General features: G+C 55.0%; 16 protein-coding genes. All 16 read right to left on the reverse strand.

Annotated elements, in window-relative coordinates; all coding sequences use genetic code 11:
* A complete protein-coding gene (locus KW829_RS19295) occupies window positions 1–252 on the reverse strand; it encodes an acyl carrier protein (RefSeq protein WP_089600889.1) in 252 nt (83 codons plus the stop codon).
* Window positions 239–1,042: a MaoC/PaaZ C-terminal domain-containing protein gene (locus KW829_RS19300; protein ID WP_218308841.1), complete on the reverse strand. Its 804-nt coding sequence runs from the start codon at window positions 1,040–1,042 to the stop codon at window positions 239–241. Before KW829_RS19300 ends, KW829_RS19295 begins: the two co-directional genes overlap by 14 nt.
* Window positions 1,039–2,292: a beta-ketoacyl synthase gene (locus tag KW829_RS19305; protein WP_100165653.1), complete on the reverse strand. Its 1,254-nt coding sequence runs from the start codon at window positions 2,290–2,292 to the stop codon at window positions 1,039–1,041. The genes KW829_RS19300 and KW829_RS19305 overlap by 4 nt, the downstream gene beginning before the upstream one ends.
* Complete coding sequence (locus tag KW829_RS19310) at window positions 2,282–3,652, reverse strand: TolC family protein (RefSeq protein WP_218308842.1); 1,371 nt, start codon at window positions 3,650–3,652, stop codon at window positions 2,282–2,284. Before KW829_RS19310 ends, KW829_RS19305 begins: the two co-directional genes overlap by 11 nt.
* Window positions 3,649–5,580, reverse strand: a complete 1,932-nt coding sequence (locus KW829_RS19315) for an ABC transporter permease (protein ID WP_218308844.1) — start codon at window positions 5,578–5,580, stop codon at window positions 3,649–3,651. Before KW829_RS19315 ends, KW829_RS19310 begins: the two co-directional genes overlap by 4 nt.
* Window positions 5,581–5,583: 3 nt before the next feature.
* Window positions 5,584–6,735 (reverse strand): efflux RND transporter periplasmic adaptor subunit, encoded by a 1,152-nt coding sequence (locus KW829_RS19320; protein WP_218308845.1) that lies wholly within the window; start codon window positions 6,733–6,735, stop codon window positions 5,584–5,586.
* Window positions 6,725–8,839, reverse strand: a complete 2,115-nt coding sequence (locus KW829_RS19325; RefSeq protein WP_218308846.1) for a peptidase domain-containing ABC transporter — start codon at window positions 8,837–8,839, stop codon at window positions 6,725–6,727. The genes KW829_RS19320 and KW829_RS19325 overlap by 11 nt, the downstream gene beginning before the upstream one ends.
* A 2-nt stretch (window positions 8,840–8,841) precedes the next feature.
* On the reverse strand, window positions 8,842–9,798 hold the full coding sequence (locus KW829_RS19330) for an ABC transporter (protein ID WP_218308847.1): 957 nt from the start codon (window positions 9,796–9,798) through the stop codon (window positions 8,842–8,844).
* 4 nt (window positions 9,799–9,802) lie between these two features.
* On the reverse strand, window positions 9,803–10,471 hold the full coding sequence (locus tag KW829_RS19335; RefSeq protein WP_218308848.1) for a DsbA family protein: 669 nt from the start codon (window positions 10,469–10,471) through the stop codon (window positions 9,803–9,805).
* Window positions 10,472–10,527: 56 nt separating this feature from the next.
* Entirely contained in the window at window positions 10,528–10,728 is a 201-nt protein-coding gene (locus KW829_RS19340) for a DUF4762 family protein (RefSeq protein WP_042714040.1), read from the reverse strand.
* Window positions 10,729–10,817: 89 nt separating this feature from the next.
* The gene (locus KW829_RS19345; RefSeq protein WP_256350680.1) at window positions 10,818–11,420 is read right to left on the reverse strand and encodes a DNA-binding response regulator; all 603 of its coding nucleotides are present in this window, start codon (window positions 11,418–11,420) and stop codon (window positions 10,818–10,820) included.
* Between the two features lie 80 nt (window positions 11,421–11,500).
* Window positions 11,501–12,049, reverse strand: coding sequence for a fimbrial protein (locus KW829_RS19350; RefSeq protein ID WP_218308850.1), 549 nt, complete (start codon window positions 12,047–12,049; stop codon window positions 11,501–11,503).
* 9 nt (window positions 12,050–12,058) lie between these two features.
* Complete coding sequence (locus KW829_RS19355; protein WP_218308851.1) at window positions 12,059–13,102, reverse strand: fimbrial protein; 1,044 nt, start codon at window positions 13,100–13,102, stop codon at window positions 12,059–12,061.
* A gap of 18 nt (window positions 13,103–13,120) precedes the next feature.
* A complete protein-coding gene (locus tag KW829_RS19360) occupies window positions 13,121–13,864 on the reverse strand; it encodes a molecular chaperone (RefSeq protein ID WP_228864801.1) in 744 nt (247 codons plus the stop codon).
* 42 nt (window positions 13,865–13,906) lie between these two features.
* On the reverse strand, window positions 13,907–16,381 hold the full coding sequence (locus KW829_RS19365; protein WP_218308852.1) for a fimbria/pilus outer membrane usher protein: 2,475 nt from the start codon (window positions 16,379–16,381) through the stop codon (window positions 13,907–13,909).
* Between the two features lie 220 nt (window positions 16,382–16,601).
* Entirely contained in the window at window positions 16,602–17,132 is a 531-nt protein-coding gene (locus tag KW829_RS19370; RefSeq protein WP_010427801.1) for a fimbrial protein, read from the reverse strand.
* Between the last annotated feature and the right edge of the window lie 573 nt (window positions 17,133–17,705).

The raw sequence follows: 17,705 nt of genomic DNA on the forward strand, positions 1-17,705 counted from the left end.
TCAGCCGGCCATTTCCTGTTCGATGTACAGACTCAAATCGCGGAGGGTCATCGGCTGCTTTTTCATAAACATTTCAGCTGTGAGGGTCACATTAAACTCGCGTTTCGCCAGCACCATCAATTCAACATAATCGAGGCTGTCGAGTTCCAGTTGCGACAGCGTCGTGTCCGGCGTCAGCGCCTCCAGCGTCATATCTTTCGCATCGGCAATCATTTCGCTGATTTTGCTGTAGATGTTTTCATACGGTTTCATTTGCATTTCCTTTTGTCAGCGGGCCGACTTTCAGCGTCACGGCACTGCTAATGTAGTGTTGTTGATAGCGGGTTTGCGCAGCAATTCGCACCACTGCACCTTGTAAATGATCGCCGACCACCATGGCGGGTAATGTCTCGATCTCAAGAGGTTCTGGTAAAGGCACCGACTGCCAGGGCGCGAGCAGATGGCTGTCGAAAACAACCTCCTGATGGGTTTGCACAACGGGATAGCGGGTGAATAGCGCGTCCAGCGTACGACCAGCCGGCACCAGCGATGCAATGACGTTCTGATCTAACAGCGCGGTATCCTGAAGAAGATGGCGAAACAGCAGCGCATCAAGAAAATGCCACTGCCGGGCGTCGGGAAGCAGAGGCAAAAAAGTCTGGTGCAGCGCGGCAATCGTTGACGCGCCGAGTTCTCGCTGACTTTCTGCTTCTTCTACAGCGAAAAGACTCACCGGCACGATAGTGCATGAGAGGCAGACTTTCTGCGCGGTAAGATCGTGCACGGCGGCTGAAACGGGCTTATTCGAGTCGCGCATCAGAAGATAATCGGTATCCCGCCACAGCGGTCTGCGCAACCGCACGGTACACTTCAGAAAGGGTGAGCGGCGAACCTCCGGGCTAATGAAACGTTTAACATCCAGCAATGCGCGCATGCCGTGAACGCTGAGCCTGCTTCCGCCCTGCGATTTCACCCATGCCTTATCGAAATGCACCGGATTGTAATCCCCTGAAAATGCAGCCCACAACCGTGCGTCCTGCTGGCTGTAATGCAGCGTCATCATGAATGTTTCTCCAGAATTAACGCCGCGTTTGCGCCACCAAACCCAAAGCTCAGGTTGAGCGTACGGCGGATATTCGCGGTACGATGCCCTTCCACAACATAGTCAAGGTCGCAGCGCTCATCGGCCTGCTGGAAATTGGCCGTTGCGGGAATCATTCCGTGGGCGATGGCCTGCAGGCAGACGATGCTCTCGAATGAGCCTGCGGCTGAAATTAAGTGTCCCGAGTAGGATTTCGTACTGGAAATGGGGATAGACCAGGCCGCATCCCCCAGCGCCATTTTTAGCGACTGCGTTTCGTTGATGTCGTTCAGCGGCGTCGAGGTACCGTGAGCGTTGATATAGTCCAGGTGCCCGGGTTCAAGCTCCGCCTGCCGCAGCACGGAGATGATGGTTTGCACGCGCGCAAGGCAGTCTTCGGCGGGTGAGGTAAAATCCCAGGCGTCAGAGAAATTGGCGTAACCCGTGATTTCACCGAGAATAGTTGCTCCTCGCGCGATCGCCCCCTCGCGCTCCTCCAGACACAGCACCGCCGCGCCTTCTGACAGCACGAATCCATTACGGTGCGCGCTGAAAGGACAGCTGGCGCGCCGCGGATCCCGCGCCTCTTTGCTCAACGCCCCTAATACGTCGATATTCCAGATCGCACAGGGACTCGTCAGAGACTCCCCGGCGCCTGCCAGCATCATCTGCGCCCTTCCGGTGCGGATCACCTCGTAGGCTTCGCCAATCGCGATCGTTCCCGTCGCACAGGCCGCCACAACGGTATTCTGAAAACCGTTAAGCCCCCAGAACTGGCTGCAGGCGGCAGTGGTGACGCTCGGCATCGAATAAAAACAGTTAAAAGGCGAGGCGAAACCCGTTGCCGAAAAATCACGTTGCGCATCGTAACTTTCGTCCAGCCCTCCCCAGCCGGTACCCATGATCGCTCCGCAGTCTAACGGGCTGTAGAACTCCTGCGGTGGCTGGTCACCAAAAGCCATCGCCATGGCCTGACGCGCAGCGCCAAACGTGAGCCGGGCAAACCGCGGCAGGCGGCGTCTGACGGCGGCCGGCACCCCGACCAGGCTGGGTTCGTTATCCACCAGCCCAAGAAAATGGGTTTTGATATTCTGCGCCGTGTAATCGACGTAACGATACCCAAGCTGGTAGTTCACGATCGCCTGCCAGCTCTCATCAGCCGTCACGCCAAGGGGTGTAACGGCGCCATAACCGGTTACAACAACCCGCTTATCTCCATGTTTAAGCTTCATCTTTCATTTTCCTGTATTGCGTGTCGCCTCCTTGCGCCAGCCAGAGCTGCAGCGTGGCGTAAAGGTAGTCGTATTGGATTTGCGCGAGGGCGTTCTCTGTGGTCAACAGTTCGTCCTGCGCGTCGAGCAGCGTCTGGAAATCCACCGCGCCTGCGCGATAACGGTTTTCCGTGAGGGACAATCGCCGCTGGCTCAGGGCCTGCGACTGAAGTAGCCTGGCGCGTTGCTCATCTGCGCTTAGCCGGTTTTCCATGGCCTCATCCACTTCAGCGAGTGCGGTATAGGCGGTAGAACGGAAAGCGACCGCAGCCAGTTTTGTCGCTAAATCCGCCTGCTCAACGGTGAGCTGGCGGGTATTCCACTGGATAAACGGCAAGGCCAGCGCGGCGCCTGTTGTGAGGATTGGGTCGCGGAACCACTGACTGAAAACCTGGCTTCCGGCATTCAGAGACGCATCAAGAGAAAGCGTGGGGTAAAACTGCAGGCGAGCCGCGTCATAACCCGCAAGCGCAGCGCGCAGGCGCGACTCAGCAGCCTGAATGTCAGGCCGCTGAGCGATCGCCCGCAGCGGCGTTGTGCGCGAGATGGGCACCTGCTGATGGACATCCAGCGCGATCGATTCATCCGCATGTTGCTCGGCTGGTCTGTTGAGCAACAGCGCTAACGCATTGCATGTGTTCTGGCGCTGCTGAACTAAGGTTCTGAGCTGATTTTTCCGCTCCAGCAGCGCTTGCTGTGCTTGCAGAACATCAAGCTGCCCTACTTTTCCGGCGTTAAACCACGACGCCACCTGCTGCACGGTCTGTTTCGAGATCGTCAGGCCGTCACGCTGGTTGCGGATCTGCTGGTTATACAGGGCGATGCGCCAGTAAAGCTGGGCCGTGGTGCCAATAGTAGAAAGGACGGTCGCATGGTAATCCTGCTCGCTCGCCCTGGCCTGCCATTCACTCTGCTCACGGGTACGCGCCAGTTTCCCCCACAGATCCAACTCCCAGGCGATAGCAATACCGCCGCTGTAGCTCTCCTGTGCAGGTGTCCCCTGACGCACCGTTTTACTGTTGCTGACGGAACCGCTCGCCCTGACGTCGGGGGTCACGTTGGTGCGGGTTAGCCCTGCCGCAACGCGTGCCTGCTGCAGCGTGATGGCTGCCGCCGCGAGATCGTTATTGCTTTCCAGTACCTGTTCGATTACCCGAGACAGACGGGGATCGTTAAAACGCCAGCCGTTTTCCGTTTCCTTCTCCGTCATCGTGGGCCACCCTGTCGGTAATGACAGCACTGGGCGCTGGTAGTCGCTGCGGGTCATCGCGCTACACCCCGCCAGAAGTAGCAGCGCGGCTAAAAAGAGGTGTCTTGTCATTCGCGAGCCAGCGCCTCTGTGGGGTTAAGGCGTGCGGCACTGCGCGCCGGGAAATAACCAAACGCCAGGCCAATCGCAGCGGAAAAGCCGCTGGCCATCAGCACCGGGAAGACGGTAAACACCATTGAAAATGCATCTGTGACGAAGGCAAAAAATTGCCCCACCAGCCAGGCACCTAGCACCCCAACCAGGCCGCCGAGCGCGCAGATCATCACTGCTTCGATGAGAAACTGATTCATGATGTCCGCGGGACGCGCCCCTACCGATAATCGAATGCCGATTTCATGCGTCCGCTCCGTCACTGACACCAGCATGATGTTCATCACCCCCACGCCGCCCACCAGCAGCGAGATGGCCGCGATCGCGGTAATCAGAAGCGACATAGAGTCAGAGGTTTTTTGCATGGCATTCGCCAGCCGGTCATCGGTCTGAATAAAGAAATCTTTCCGCCCATGTTCCCGCAGCAGGTAACGCTCCACGCGCTCCGCGGCCTCCTGTGGCTCCAGCGGCGGCTGGAAACGGAGAACCAGCGACTCCAGCGGTATTTGCCCCGTCAGTCGCTGCTGCAACGCGGTATGAGGCACCCACGCAGCCATGAATCCCCCCACCACTTTCGGCCCCGGGCGGGTGGCGACACCGATCACCCGCCACGGCGCACCGGTAATCTGCACAAGCTCACCAAGCGGATTTTCCCCACCGGGGAACAGCGTATCCCGCCCGGTTTCATCAAGAATGATGACCGGTTCGCCATCCGCAACATCACGTGCCGTAAAGCCCGTGCCCTGAACAAAGCGCAGTCCCTGCAGGGAGAAGAAGTCTTGCGAAACACCGGACAGCATCATTGAGGAATCGAAGCCTTTGCGCACCGCAAGCGCCGTGCTGCTGACGATCGGCGAGACGCCCATCACCCACGGCAGCGTCTGCAAACTGCGCACGTCTTCCATCGACAGCGCATGCTCCATGTCCGGACGCGCATTGCCCCATCCGGTTCCCGGGCGTATCTCAAGCGTCGTATTTCCCAACTTGCCAATCTCATCCATGATTGACCGCCGCGCGCCTTCCCCTACTGCCATAGATGACACCACCGATGCGATGCCAATGATGATCCCCAGCATGGAGAGAAACGCGCGCAGCCGGTGCCCAGCCAGTGCACGCCAGGCCATACGAACAGATTCGCGAAGGCGCCGCGCCAGTGACGCCCGCCCGTTATCCTGCTCCGGCAGCGGTTTTGAGGGACAAGCCTCGGCGTGCTGAACATCGCTGATGATTCGCCCGTCGCCGATCTCAATAATGCGCTGCGCCTGTCGGGCGACGTCGCGATCGTGGGTAACGATAATGACCGTGTGCCCGTCCGCATGCAGCTGATGCAACACGCCCATCAGCGCCTTACCGCTGGTGCTGTCCAGGGCTCCGGTAGGTTCGTCTGCCAGGATAACGTGCGCGCCGTTTATCAGTGCCCGACAAATGCTAACGCGCTGCTGTTGTCCGCCAGAAAGCTCCGCTGGACGGTGCCGTAGCCGGTTTTCAAGTCCGAGCTGAAAGGCCAATCTCCGCACGCGCGCCGTGCGCTCCCGTTCCGACATCGCGGTGTACAGCGCGGGAATGGCAATGTTTTCTTCTGCGGTCAGATACGGCATCAGGTGATAGCGCTGGAAAATGAAACCCAAATAACGACTGCGCAGATCGGCAAGGTAGAGGTTATCCGCGCTATGCACCGGCGTGCCATTGATCAGTACCTCTCCGGAAGAGGGCCTGTCCAGGCAGCCGATGATGTTCATCAGCGTGGACTTACCCGAGCCGGACGCCCCCACAATCGCCACCATTTCGCCGCGATGAAAGGTCAGTGAAATATCACTCAGCACTGGCAGCGTTTGCGTGCCCGCGTTAAATGTTCGGCAGACCTGCCGTAGAACGATAATCGGCTCCATCCGTTATCCTCGCTCCACGTCTTGTGCCAGCACCACCTGGTCGCCCGCCTGCAGCCCTTCAAGCACTTCGGCGTATTGACGGTCGTTAATGCCGATGCGGATCGTACGGGACTGCGTATTCCCGTCTTCAACGGTGGTAATGGTGTATCGATCGCCATCCATCGCCTGGCCCAGCGCGGCAACCGGAACGCGCAGAACGTTACTGGCCCTGGCGATCTGAATAAATACCTGTGCCGTCATTGACGTTTTGAGTTCACGACCGGCGTTAGGCACCTCGAACGTGCCGGTGTAGTAGACCGCCGCGGCCTGAGGGTTCCCGCCCATACCTCTCTCGCCGGATGCCTCGATCGCGTCCTGCGCCGCAGGCTGCACATAGCCCATGGTGCTGGCGTAACGTTTATCCGGATTGGCAATGACATAAAAACTGAGCGGCTGGCCGGGATGAATTTTTTGGACGTCCGCCTCAGAGATACGCGTTTGTACCTGCATCGTATCGAGATCCGCCAGCACCAGGATGGTCGGCGCCGTTTGCGACGAAACGATAGTCTGTCCTTCACGGGTCACAACCCCCAATACCTCGCCGTCAACCGGCGCGACAATGCGCGTATAGCTGAGATTGGCCTGCGCCGTTTTCACCGCCATTTCAGCCTGCGCGATCTGCGCCTCGCTCACCTCAATCTGCTGTACCTGCACCGCGTATTGCGATCTGGCCTGCTCAAACTCGCTGCGCACGCCTGAGCCGTCGCGCTGCATCATGCGCTGACGATCCAGCTCCTGGCGGTAGCGCAGCAACGTTGCTTGCGCGGAGAGCTTCTGCGCTCGGGCGCTGGCGAGCTGTGCCTTTGTATTCCTGAGTTCCGACTCCTGCAGCGTCGGGTCGATTTCCGCCAGCAGTTGTCCTTTTTTCACCCGCTCTCCCTGGCGAACATACAATTTACGCAACTGCCCGTTGACCTGAGCACCGACGTTAACCTGTACCGCTGGCTTCAGGATCCCCGTCACCAGCACCACCTTTTCGATGTCGCCGGTGCCGATAGTCTCCACGGCCAGGCGCGCATGCGGTGAGGGCGAGTCCATCACCACCCAAAACCCCGCCATCGCGGCGGCAAGCGCCAGACCGCAGCCCAGCATGACCCAGCGGGAATCAAGCTTCATTGCCACCCTCCCGCAGGCTGAGCCTGCCGCCAGCCAGGCGGTAAACCTGCTGAAATCCCGATAAAACCTGCTCGCTGTGCGTGACAACAATCAATGATTTTCCAGCCCTGCGGCAGTGCGCGTGGACCGTTGCCATGACGATTGCCGAGGTCTCGTCGTCAAGATTGGCCGTCGGCTCATCAAGGAGCAAAACAGGGCGTGAGCTGTACAGCGCGCGGGCCAGCAACAGCCGTTGACGCTGGCCGAGAGACAGCGCCGCGTGGCTCTCGCGGATCAGGGCATCCAGCCCCCCTGGCAATGCACGCACCACGTCACCCAGCGCGAGAGCATCAAGCAGAGCCTCAACCCGTCCGCGGTCGCGTTCCCGGTAGTACGCGTCGAATAAGGTGATGTTTTCACGCACCGAGGCGTTAAAGAGAATGTCCTCCTGGCTTTGCAGGCAGACATACTGCGCCAGCTGTGCGGCAGGCAGCGCGTTCCCGCCTGCATAACATCCTCCCGCCTGTGGGGAGAACAGCCCGGCTATCAACCGGAGTAAGGTGCTTTTACCGGCCCCCGACTCCCCCACAATTGCAATCTGCTCCCCTGGCCGGAGCGATAATGAGACGGATGTGAGGACGGGCATGGCGGGATCGTACCCGTAGCCCAGCGCGTTAAAGTCCAAATCAGGCGCCGCATCAGCTGGGGGTATTGTTGTTAGCGGCGCGCGCGTACCGTCTTCCCGTGGCGCAAAAAGGGCATGCGCGCGGGTGTCGATCACGTGCAGCTGCGTTTTCTGAATGATGGCGTAGAAGATCCGCGTGACGTAGGAGGTAAAGATTTGCCGCAGGAAGCTGTAGGCAAAAAAATCGCCCAGTGAGATCAGCTTGCCGTGAACCATCGGCAGCACCACCAGCATAAACGCTACCATCTCCAGGCTGCCGCTCAGCTGATACAGACCCTCTTTTACCTGTTGATAGACCTTCTGGCGCTGTAAGCATGCAAACAGTTCGCGGCTTAAGGCGGCAAACTGCCCCTGACGCTGCCCTTCCAGCCCGGCGGTTTTGACGGTCAAGATGCCCTGAATGGTCTCCATAAAAAAATCATTCAGCGCGGCGCTTTTCAGCTGCAGCTGCTGGGTAAACCAGCGGTCGCGGATCACGGCCCAGACGCTGATGATCCCCATCACCGTCACGCCGATGGCGGAGATCGCCGCCAGGACCGGGGCGATCCAGAACATGATCGCCAGCGCGATCGCACCTATCACCCAATCGGAACGCAGACCATTATCCAGCTCGATCTTCTGCAGCAGGCCCATCTGCCAGGCGGTAAAGCGGCTGAAGATCTCCCCTGGGGCTCGTTTTTCAAAAAAACGTAGTGGGTTTTGAAGCAGACGAGAAAATCCGACGCCGCTGTGGATCAGCACAAACCGTTTGATGTAGCGTTCGCTGATCGCCCGAACGCCCAGAGCCATCAGCGACGAGACCACAAACGCCAGGATAAACCAACCGTACGGGAAGCCGCTGTTCTCCACGCTGGAGAAGGCCTGATTGATGGCGCTACTGACCATCGTGGGCATCAGAAACAGCGTTAACGACACCAGGAAGGTCAACAGCATCAGCCGATAAATACCCGGCTCGCCCGCCGTCTCCTGCATGCTCATCACCCCTGGCATGGACTGTACCGTTGTCGGCAGCGCCAGCTCGGGATCGGCGGCCAGCACCTGGTCGGGTTCCACAATCAGGGCATAACCGCTGATCTCCTGCTTAAGCGCGGCAAAGGGCAGCCACTGCTCGCCAATCGCCGGGTTCATTACGCAGACGTGGTTGCCTTTACGCCAGGCCAGCAGGACATAGTGGCTCGCACCGTAGTGCAAAATGGCCGGCAGCGGCAGTTCACTTAGCTCATGATGCTCAAACAGCACAGGCGTCGTCGCAATGCCCAACCGCGCAAGGATGGCCATCAGCGTGTCCAGCGAAGTACCGTGATCGGAGGCTGGAAAAATGCCGCGCAGCGTCTCGAGCGAGATCGTCTGCCCCTGCGTTTGCGCCAGCATCGCTACGCACGCCAGCCCGCACTCGTTGGTCTCTTCCTGAAAGATCAGATTCGGGATCGTGGTTTTCATTTTTATAGTGAGTGATTGATAAAGTAGAGAGAATGGCTGTGCCAGAGGAGCCACTCCTGCGGGTGCTTTCGCAGGGTAGATTCAATGATGACGGGCAGCACGCTGGCGACATTCTGACTGCTCACCGGCGGATGAATGTGGATGCGCAGGCCGTTGTTATAGCTGAGGTGATAAAACACGACCTGTGCGGCAATTGCGCCGGAAAGACGCACCAGACCGCTATGCAACTTTGCGCTGCGACCAAATAAACGACATGGCAGCTTCGCCACCCGCGCCCCTTCTGCCTGCGAGGTATAGTCGGGCGAGATATCAGGAAAAATAATCATGTTCTGCTGCCCGACGGCGACATCGGTGATGAGCTCCATCAGGCCGCTGGCCAGCGTTTTGTTCTCCTGATGAATTGAACAGTAGGCGAGTGCAACGCCCCCAAGCGCACGGACGGGGGCGCTGTAAAGCTCAGCGCTGGAAGAAACCACCACGCTCGCTTTACCCGGCGTAACGCTGGCACCAATCATGGCAGCCAGCACGTCAGACACCGTATGGAGCGGTGCCAGGATGTAGGGCGCGTTTTGCTGGTGCAGCGGTGCGACCACCGCATCGAGATCCGCGGCGCAAGCACGAATTTGCTGAAGCAGCACCGTGTTTTGCCCCCAGGTGGCGGCCTCTTCCAGCAGGCGTCGCCGGACTGCCATCCAGGCCACGTCCAGCCGGGATGTTTGCCCAGTCAGGCAACGATAGTTTTCATTAGCCACCGCGTTTCGTAAGCGAAACGCGCGTCCGAGAAGCCACGATGCGCAGAGTCCCTTCGCCACCACCAGCGTCACGGGGAGAGGCACGTATCGCATTATTTTTCGCAATAGAAAAATACCGCACTGAGAAAGCGTTCGCTGAATGACTTCAATTTTTCCCGCGCTATTTTTGACGCTAAACACGCTCCAGACAATGAATAATCTGATCACAGAATTATTTATCCTCTTTGAGTAGTTCCAGCATGCGCTGCGCAAACGCCGGGAATTCGCGGTCCTGCGCGACAACATAGCGTTGATTAATAATAAACATCGGCGTGGCGTTAATATCGTAGTAATCGGCAATAGCCGCCATTTCGCTGAGACGCTCTTTAACCTTTTTACTTTTCCTCAATGTCGTAAACTTGACGACATCAATATTATTTTTCGCTAACCAACCGTTCAGTTTTTTCTCATCCGTCAGATCGACGTTTCTCGTGATAATGGCGTTATACGCACTGTCGCGAACATCCCTTTCTATTCCCATCGCTTCCAGCGTGGCAAAGATCGGCGCATAGGCGGCAAGGCCATTATCCTCGCCTGCAATATGAATAGAGGTAAATGTGGTATCCGGCGGTAGTTTACGGGTAAGTTCTGCAAGGTTCTCTTCGTTTGCCGCACAATAATGGCAACCGTAAGACATGACCTCGATAATACTGTGCTCTTTTTTTATCGGACTTTTCGCAAGCTTTTCGGCGCTGACCTCTCGAAACGCCTGCGTCGCGGAATCATCTTTCGCAAAGGAATTAAAAACAAAAACATGATAGAAAAGCACCGTAATCGAAACGGAAATAATAATCAGAAAGATCGAATAACCGATCGCTGTTTTGCGCGTTAATGGGTTCACTATCGTTTTCTCACAGTAGAAAAGCCTGGGGCAGCACACCCCAGGCAGTGCCGATTTTAATAGCGGTTAGGGATACCACCACATTTGCTTGAATCAGCATCTCTCATGCTGGTCGTGCAGCCATGCTTATCCGTACAGGTTGTGATCTGCTTACAGGAGGTGACGCCACCAACGGTGACGTTCTGATACGTGATTTCACAGGTCTTGCAGGTTCCCCCTACAACGCCAGCGGCTTCAAACACTGTCAGTTTTTTCATTTCCGTTTTCCTTACTTCGAGTTAATGACGTGCAATAATTTGCACCGTTAAATCGGTAATGCGTTCTACCGAAAGGTTGGCTCACGGATTCAGGGCATAATGCCTCTAAATGCGGAGAATAAAGCGATATTGCTTCTAATATTCAGTCTCTTCATTAAGTGGCGCTTGATATAGCTCAAGCGACGGATATCGACATTTACTTCATCTGATATTTGCGATAATGATTTCCCCTTAAATAATTCTTCCATCAACCACCATTCACTCCCTGAAATAGTGGGATCTCTGCTCCGGTCGTAAATTTTTTTTTGCGTATAGCTGACCAGCGATGCGCTAAAGCAACATCCCTGACGTTTTTTATCCAACAGACGCTGAAAAAACGGCATAATGCTCTCAATATTTTCATTTTTAAGCAGCCAATGCGCGGTGGGCAAAAGCGAATACAGTGCAAAAAAAAGAGGCATATTGTGCTTACTCAATAGCATAATCAGGCTTTTATTTTCATGCTGATAAAATTCTTTCATTAATTGCAGCGTATGGAGCCGCTCTTGCGGCAGGCTATCTAAATCACAGAGGATCCACATGCAGCCCTCGCCGTTAACCTGACGCTGTAGTTGAGCAAGCAGCTGATCGTAGTCATCCGTTAAGGAATATAAAACGTCCGTCTGTTCAGCAAGTAAGCTGGTAATAACCATTTTAATTCCTTGCGAATAAAAAATATTTTTATCGTAAAGAAAAAATTGATACCTCATGCTGCAGTTCCCTATTAGCGCCGCTACTGATAGTTCAATGTATAATTTGCGGTGGCGGTAAAAGGCCCTGTCGTTAACGTTCCGTTTGCAATGGCATCGGGTTCCGCTTCAACAAAGGCCTGGAAGCTTAGCCGTAACAGGGTGTCGTTGATGAGGGTGGGACGCGTGGCGACATTCAAACGCACAGGCGTATCATCCTCCTCCAGCAATCCTATCCCCACCCCGCCCGCATTGCCTGGGGCTGTGGCGTTAATGGCCAGCCGGTCCGCCATGTTGCCGTTGGCGATGCCGCTGAACGTCACCGTCACCGCGTTAAAGACATTCGGATTACAGTCCTGCAAGGTAATAGTGAACGGAACCGGTGTTGTTTTTCCGTTTATATACAATGACTTTGTTGACACCTCACCAAAATCGACCAGAACCCGCCCCGATTCTGGCGCAATACTGCAGGGGTAAGCCATTACGACGCCTTTAAAGCCAAGATCGCCACCAATCAACTCCCCTCGCGCCCAGGCGGGTGTCGCAGAAAATGCCGTCAAAAAACAGGCGAGGATAATTATCATGAGATGCATATTCCCTCCTTACTGGAATTCAGCCACAACCGTCGCCGATGCATGGAATTCGCCCTCAGGGATAACCGAGGTGGCATTTTTGGCCACCGGCGCGGCGATCAGGTTCCAGTCACCTTCGTTGTGGGAAAATCCCGGCACGTTATAGAACGTGTTTGGCACCACGGGATTACCCTTGCTGTCACGCAAAGCGATGCCCAGCTCAGACCGGTCGGCGGTTCCCTGGGTACTCAGGTATTTACCGTCAGTGAATGCCGGATTAGCCTGCTGGATCCCCAGCTTGATATTCAGCTCTCCCTGGGAAAAACTGCCGCCCTGGCATTTCACGTGAATCGGTACGTTTTGACTGTAATTGATGCCATCCAGCCTGCTGCCCGTTCCCGGAATATTGCCGAAATCGACGACGATGGGCGTCCCCTGATTAACGATGCATTTATCCGGTACGGTGATGACGCCGGAAGCGATGGTGACGCGCGACAGTGGCGTTTGCCCCATGGCACCCGGCCCCAGTCGACCATAAAGCGTTGCGATTTCGGAACCCTGTAAGTTCACCCCGTTGATAATGGGTTTGGTGATCATGAAGGTCACTCTTCCCTTCGCGCCGGAGGCAAACTGATTGTCCAGTATGGTGCTGGGGGGGTTGCAGTAGTTCTGATTGACGTTGTTGGAGACATTATCGAACGGTACGGTTTTGTACTGCTGTAAATTACCGCCGATGTAGATCTCGATTTTAACGTCCATGTAGTCATTGAGCTTGAGGTAACCCGCCGTCATTCCTGATTGGGTTAACGTTGCCTGCGACATGTAATATACCGGCTGGCTTATCATCGGTTGTGCGCAGTACGCACGGCCCTGAAACATCCCGGCCAGGTCAAATTCGTCAATAACAACGGCACCGACCTGGTTGCTGGTAATGTCATGATTGCTAATGTTAATCAGGTATTCATAGGTACCATTTACCGCCTTAATTTCACCGTCCACCACGGACCACGCCGACCCGGAAAATCCGAGCGTGCACAACGCCAGAAGGGCTGCATAAGGAAAAGGGTTTTGCATTGTCAGGCTCCTTCCTGATTAGCCCTGCTGGGCGGAGGGTAACGCCTTGCAGGTAGTGCCTTCACACCGGAATTTCAGCTCCGGATGCCCGCCATAATCATTCACAAACTTCATCGAAAACTGGCTAACGCCTGCATCCGTCACCTCAAACTTCTGGCTCGATTTAGGCGCAACCATGATCCCCGGGAAACGGGTAATTTTCTGCCCATCGGCCCTGGTCAAGCTGAGGATGGTCACGTAGTAAGGCGTGGGATTCTGCACGGTCATCTCGCTGCCGCTTTTATGGAATACCAGGCGATCCTGCCAAACTTCCCCCTTTGTCTTCGGGATCACCGCTTCAGGGCGATAGAACAACTTGATGCGTGACTGCATTGCCAGCTGCAGCGTGTTGGGTTTTTCCGGCTTTGGTGGAATTTCCCTGACGTTGAGGTAGAACAGACTCTCTCTGTCCTTCGGCAGTTTGTCGATGCCCGCCGTTTTAGTGACGCGCGCTATCCCTTTCTGCCCCCCATTAATTCGCTGCAACGGCGGGAGCACAATCAGCGGCGAGGCGATCTTATTGCCCTTTTCATCCTCTACCCACGACTGGGCCAGGAACGGAATATCCGGACTGGTATTAGACAGATTGGCGCTGGACGAAGACTCTTTCTCCGTAATGATGATGCGCGTCCGATCCAGAGAGACGCCCGCCTGCGCGTAGCCGTTCAACAGGCTCAGCGCACACGCCGCCATAAGATATCTGCTATGTCTGTTCTTGCTCATTTTTAGCCTTTAATTACAGTGGGATAACGCTTTACACAGGGATTAGCGGCACGGCAGAAGCGTGTCCGAACGTCCGTTGTTCACGCCGGGCGGGATGGTCACTTTGCACTGCTGTTTGCCCCCCCACATGACATTCAGAGTTTCATTGGCGTTTATGCCCGCAAGCCATGCCTTGCCGTCCTCCAGCACCATGGCGACGCTTACGCCATCGGTGTTGTATATTTCCGCCCCGAAAGGTGGGACGCTGTTATCTGCGAGGCGTAACGTGCCCATCATCTTCATCCCCTTCGCCATCCCAAAAGCCTGATAGCCGATGGCCCCTTCCGTCAGGGTACTGGTACTGATGGCTCTTGCCGGTTCGATATCGCCATCCATGGCATCGACGTCTACGCGGGTGTCAAAGCTGTTGTAGCTCACTACATCCGGTACAACGGCAATACCGAAGCGGTTAGTCCGGGACTTTTCGCCATTGAGAGGGACGCCGCCAATGCCGTTGGTATCGACCATGACACGTGCCGTGTTCATCGTTGCGCCGCTGTTATGCATCGCCGCGCCATGCCGGGTCGCCGTAAAACCGCCACGCAGGGTGGTACTTAACGCCATAAACTCATTTTGCTGGTAGCTGGCGTTGGTATTAATTTCCGCCAATTGCGAACGGTGCAGGTAATAGCCGTCCACGCTGGCGTTACTGTTCTGACTGGCACCCGCGCGAACGCGCCACAGATTGTTGAAATCGCTGTTGTCGGTGTATGACGCCATCGGGCTGGTTTTACCGTTGTTGGTCTGGATGTCCAGCCCTGCCCATTTGTTATCCCCAATCGGCACAGATAATGAGAGGGAGATGGAGTCGTCCTTTTGCCCTTTATAGTCAGTACGGTAAGCGGAAAGATTGGCGGTGATACCGTTGATATCGCCGATGCGGAAGACACGTCCCACGGACAGGCCGTATCGATCCTGGCTGCGTTGATTCCAGTAGTTTTGGTGGGTCCAGGTGAGAAAAACGGTTGTCGCTTTACCCGCTTCACCGGCCCAAAAGGTTTTACTCCCGGTGATGGTATAGAGCTGTTTTTCGCGCCCGACACGGTCATAACCCTGATAACGCTCATCAAGGTATTGCGCCATTGTGCGGAAGTCTTCCTGCGAGAAGCGGTATCCCGCGAACGTAATTGAGCTGTTGTATTCGTCGAAGGTTTTCGCGTAGCTCAGCTTGTATGAGGTGCCTTTCAGACGTTTCCCGTCAGGCTCACGGCTCCACGACTCAGTGGCATCAATGGAGATGGCTCCTAACGCGTTAAGATCGCGACCAATCCCCAGAGAGGTTGCGGTGTAGGCTTCACCCGACGACTGCAGGCCACCGTACAACGACCATGCATTACTGATCCCCCAGGAGAAATCGCCAGACAGGAACGTTGGCCCCTTCAGTGAGTGGTTATAGCGAGACGGCGTGCCGCCCGACAGGTTGTAACGGACATAGCCCGGACGCGTGAGATATGGAATGTTGGCGGTGTTCACCTGGAACATCGAGATTGAGCCATCCTGCTCCTCAACGCGCACGTCGAGCGTACCGCGCACCGAACTGCGCAAATCCTGAATATTGAACGGTCCAGCGGGGACGGTGGTTTCATAAATGACGCGCCCGCTCTGACTGACGGTCACTTTGGCATTCGAACGGGCAATACCGTGGATTTCAGGCGCATAGCCCTGTAGCGCCGGAGGAAGCATCCGCTCATCGCTGGCGAGGTTAATCCCGGTAAATCGCAGCGTATCAAAAACCTGCGAGTTCAGGTAAATCTCACCCAGCGTCAGTTTTGCCGCCATCATCGGCAATGGCCGGTAGGCGTAGATCTGGTTCCAGTCAAAATTGGATTGATGGGTCTGGCTGTAGTAGCTTGTCTGATATTCACCGCGCATACGCCAGCCGCCGATGTTGGCTCCCGCCTGACCGTAGCCTGATATCGCGCTGTAGTTTTCATTGTCGCTGAACTGACGCGTCAGCTGTCCGTTAATGCTGTAGTCAAAAATCAGACCGGCGATACCTTCATCCCAACGTTCAGGCGGCGTCCAGTCAAGGTCGTTGTACTTCATCCATGCCTGGGGTACGGTGATATCAAGCACACCGGCATAGTTACTTAATTTCGCCCCCGACAGACGCTGCAGGGAATAGCAGTTTTCATAGATTTGAGCGACTTGTGTACGTGCGTCTTCTTTCAGCGCCAGTTTGTCCAGCAGGTCGCCGCTGATACACGGCAGCGTACGATTGCCGTCAGGCGATTCCACATAACGGATTTTCTCCTGGCCTATCGACTGGCCGTTAATACGGATATCCAGCAAATAGTCACCAGGTGTGACATAGTTATCTGTCGCAAAGCGAGATAGATCGATACGGGTACGATCCGAAGCATCCAGAACATCAGTATTAAACTCAACTCGCTCCTCCGCGCGCGCCGTTGCCGCATAGCAGCAATTCATCACCAGGAGAGCAATTATTGTTAGATTAGTATTTAATTTTACTGACATGATCCCCGTCCCGAACAAATCCATTAAAAGCGCTCTGCGTTCCACTGCGTTATAGTTATTTTGTGGGTGTCGACAATTTAAAAACGTGTACGAACGCCGTAACGCCTTCCGCTTTAATAGTTACGTCGCGACAGCGAAATAAATCGGCATTAAAAACACGTTTTTATTTTCGTTCTTTAATAGTGCGGGAAATTTTCCCGCACTGACTCCGCTCTGCGGATTACTGATAAGCAATCTCGAAGTTAACCGTTGACTGGAAGGAACCCGCCGTCACACTCGCGCTTGCGCTTTCTGCTTTCACATATGCCACGAACGGAATGGTGTTGGTGCCATCAACCAGTTGAACAGGGGTGGTTGCGTTACCCCAGACAACGTCCTGACTGGCGCTGTCACGCAGACCAATACCCGCACCAGACGCAGTACCAGAGGTGAAGGCTGCCAGAGACGCATCCGTTGGGTTTACGCTGGTTGGGGAGTAAGTTACTTCAGCAGTTTGAGCAACAGTGGTGTCACAGTGCTGCAGTTCGATGTTCTGATGTACGTTTCCGGCGCGCGCACCATTAGCCAGCGCAGAAACAGGAATCTGGCCAAAATCAACGCTTACCGGGCTGGAGCCTGGCGCCAGACCACATGCGGTATTCACCAGTTCACCCTGGAATTCAATTTGGCCATTCGTCGTATCAGCGAATGCAGACATTGAACCCAGAGCAGCGGTCAAAGCGACAGCCATAGCAACTTTATTCAGTTTCATAAAATATCCTGTTTTTACCAATATCCTGAGAAATAAAGAGTCGTCACGCTACAAAAATAATATACGCGAGTGAAATTAACTCTTGGTTTTGTTCTGGAAACGATATGCGAATAATGAAACTCGCAAATATTAAACATCACCGTTTCTTCGAACTATTTTAAATGCTACCAAATGAAAACTTCACCACAAAGCAATACATTTAATGTGGAATATATACGCATTGTTAACTCGCAAGGATACGAAAGCAGGGTGTTATATCTCGCAGAGTGACATGAATAGTCTTAAATTCATGATGCTTTTACCGCGTGAATAAATTTATAAAACATGGGAAATTAAGATATTTCGTAGAAGGAAATGTGAATTTATTTAAAAATAAGGAGAAGAGTGGTGAGCTATTATATTTCTGGGGGCGCTATTCTTTCTGACGCAGGGAGAAGGTGAAGCACAAAGCAAAAAACCCCGCACCTTTCGGTACGGGGTTCTTCTAATTGATGCCTGGCAGTTCCCTACTCTCACATGGGGAGACCCCACACTACCATCGGCGCTACGGCGTTTCACTTCTGAGTTCGGCAT

The sequence above is a fragment of the Enterobacter sp. ENT02 genome (assembly GCF_019219165.1).
In the GTDB taxonomy this organism is placed as follows: Bacteria; Pseudomonadota; Gammaproteobacteria; order Enterobacterales; family Enterobacteriaceae; genus Enterobacter; species Enterobacter mori.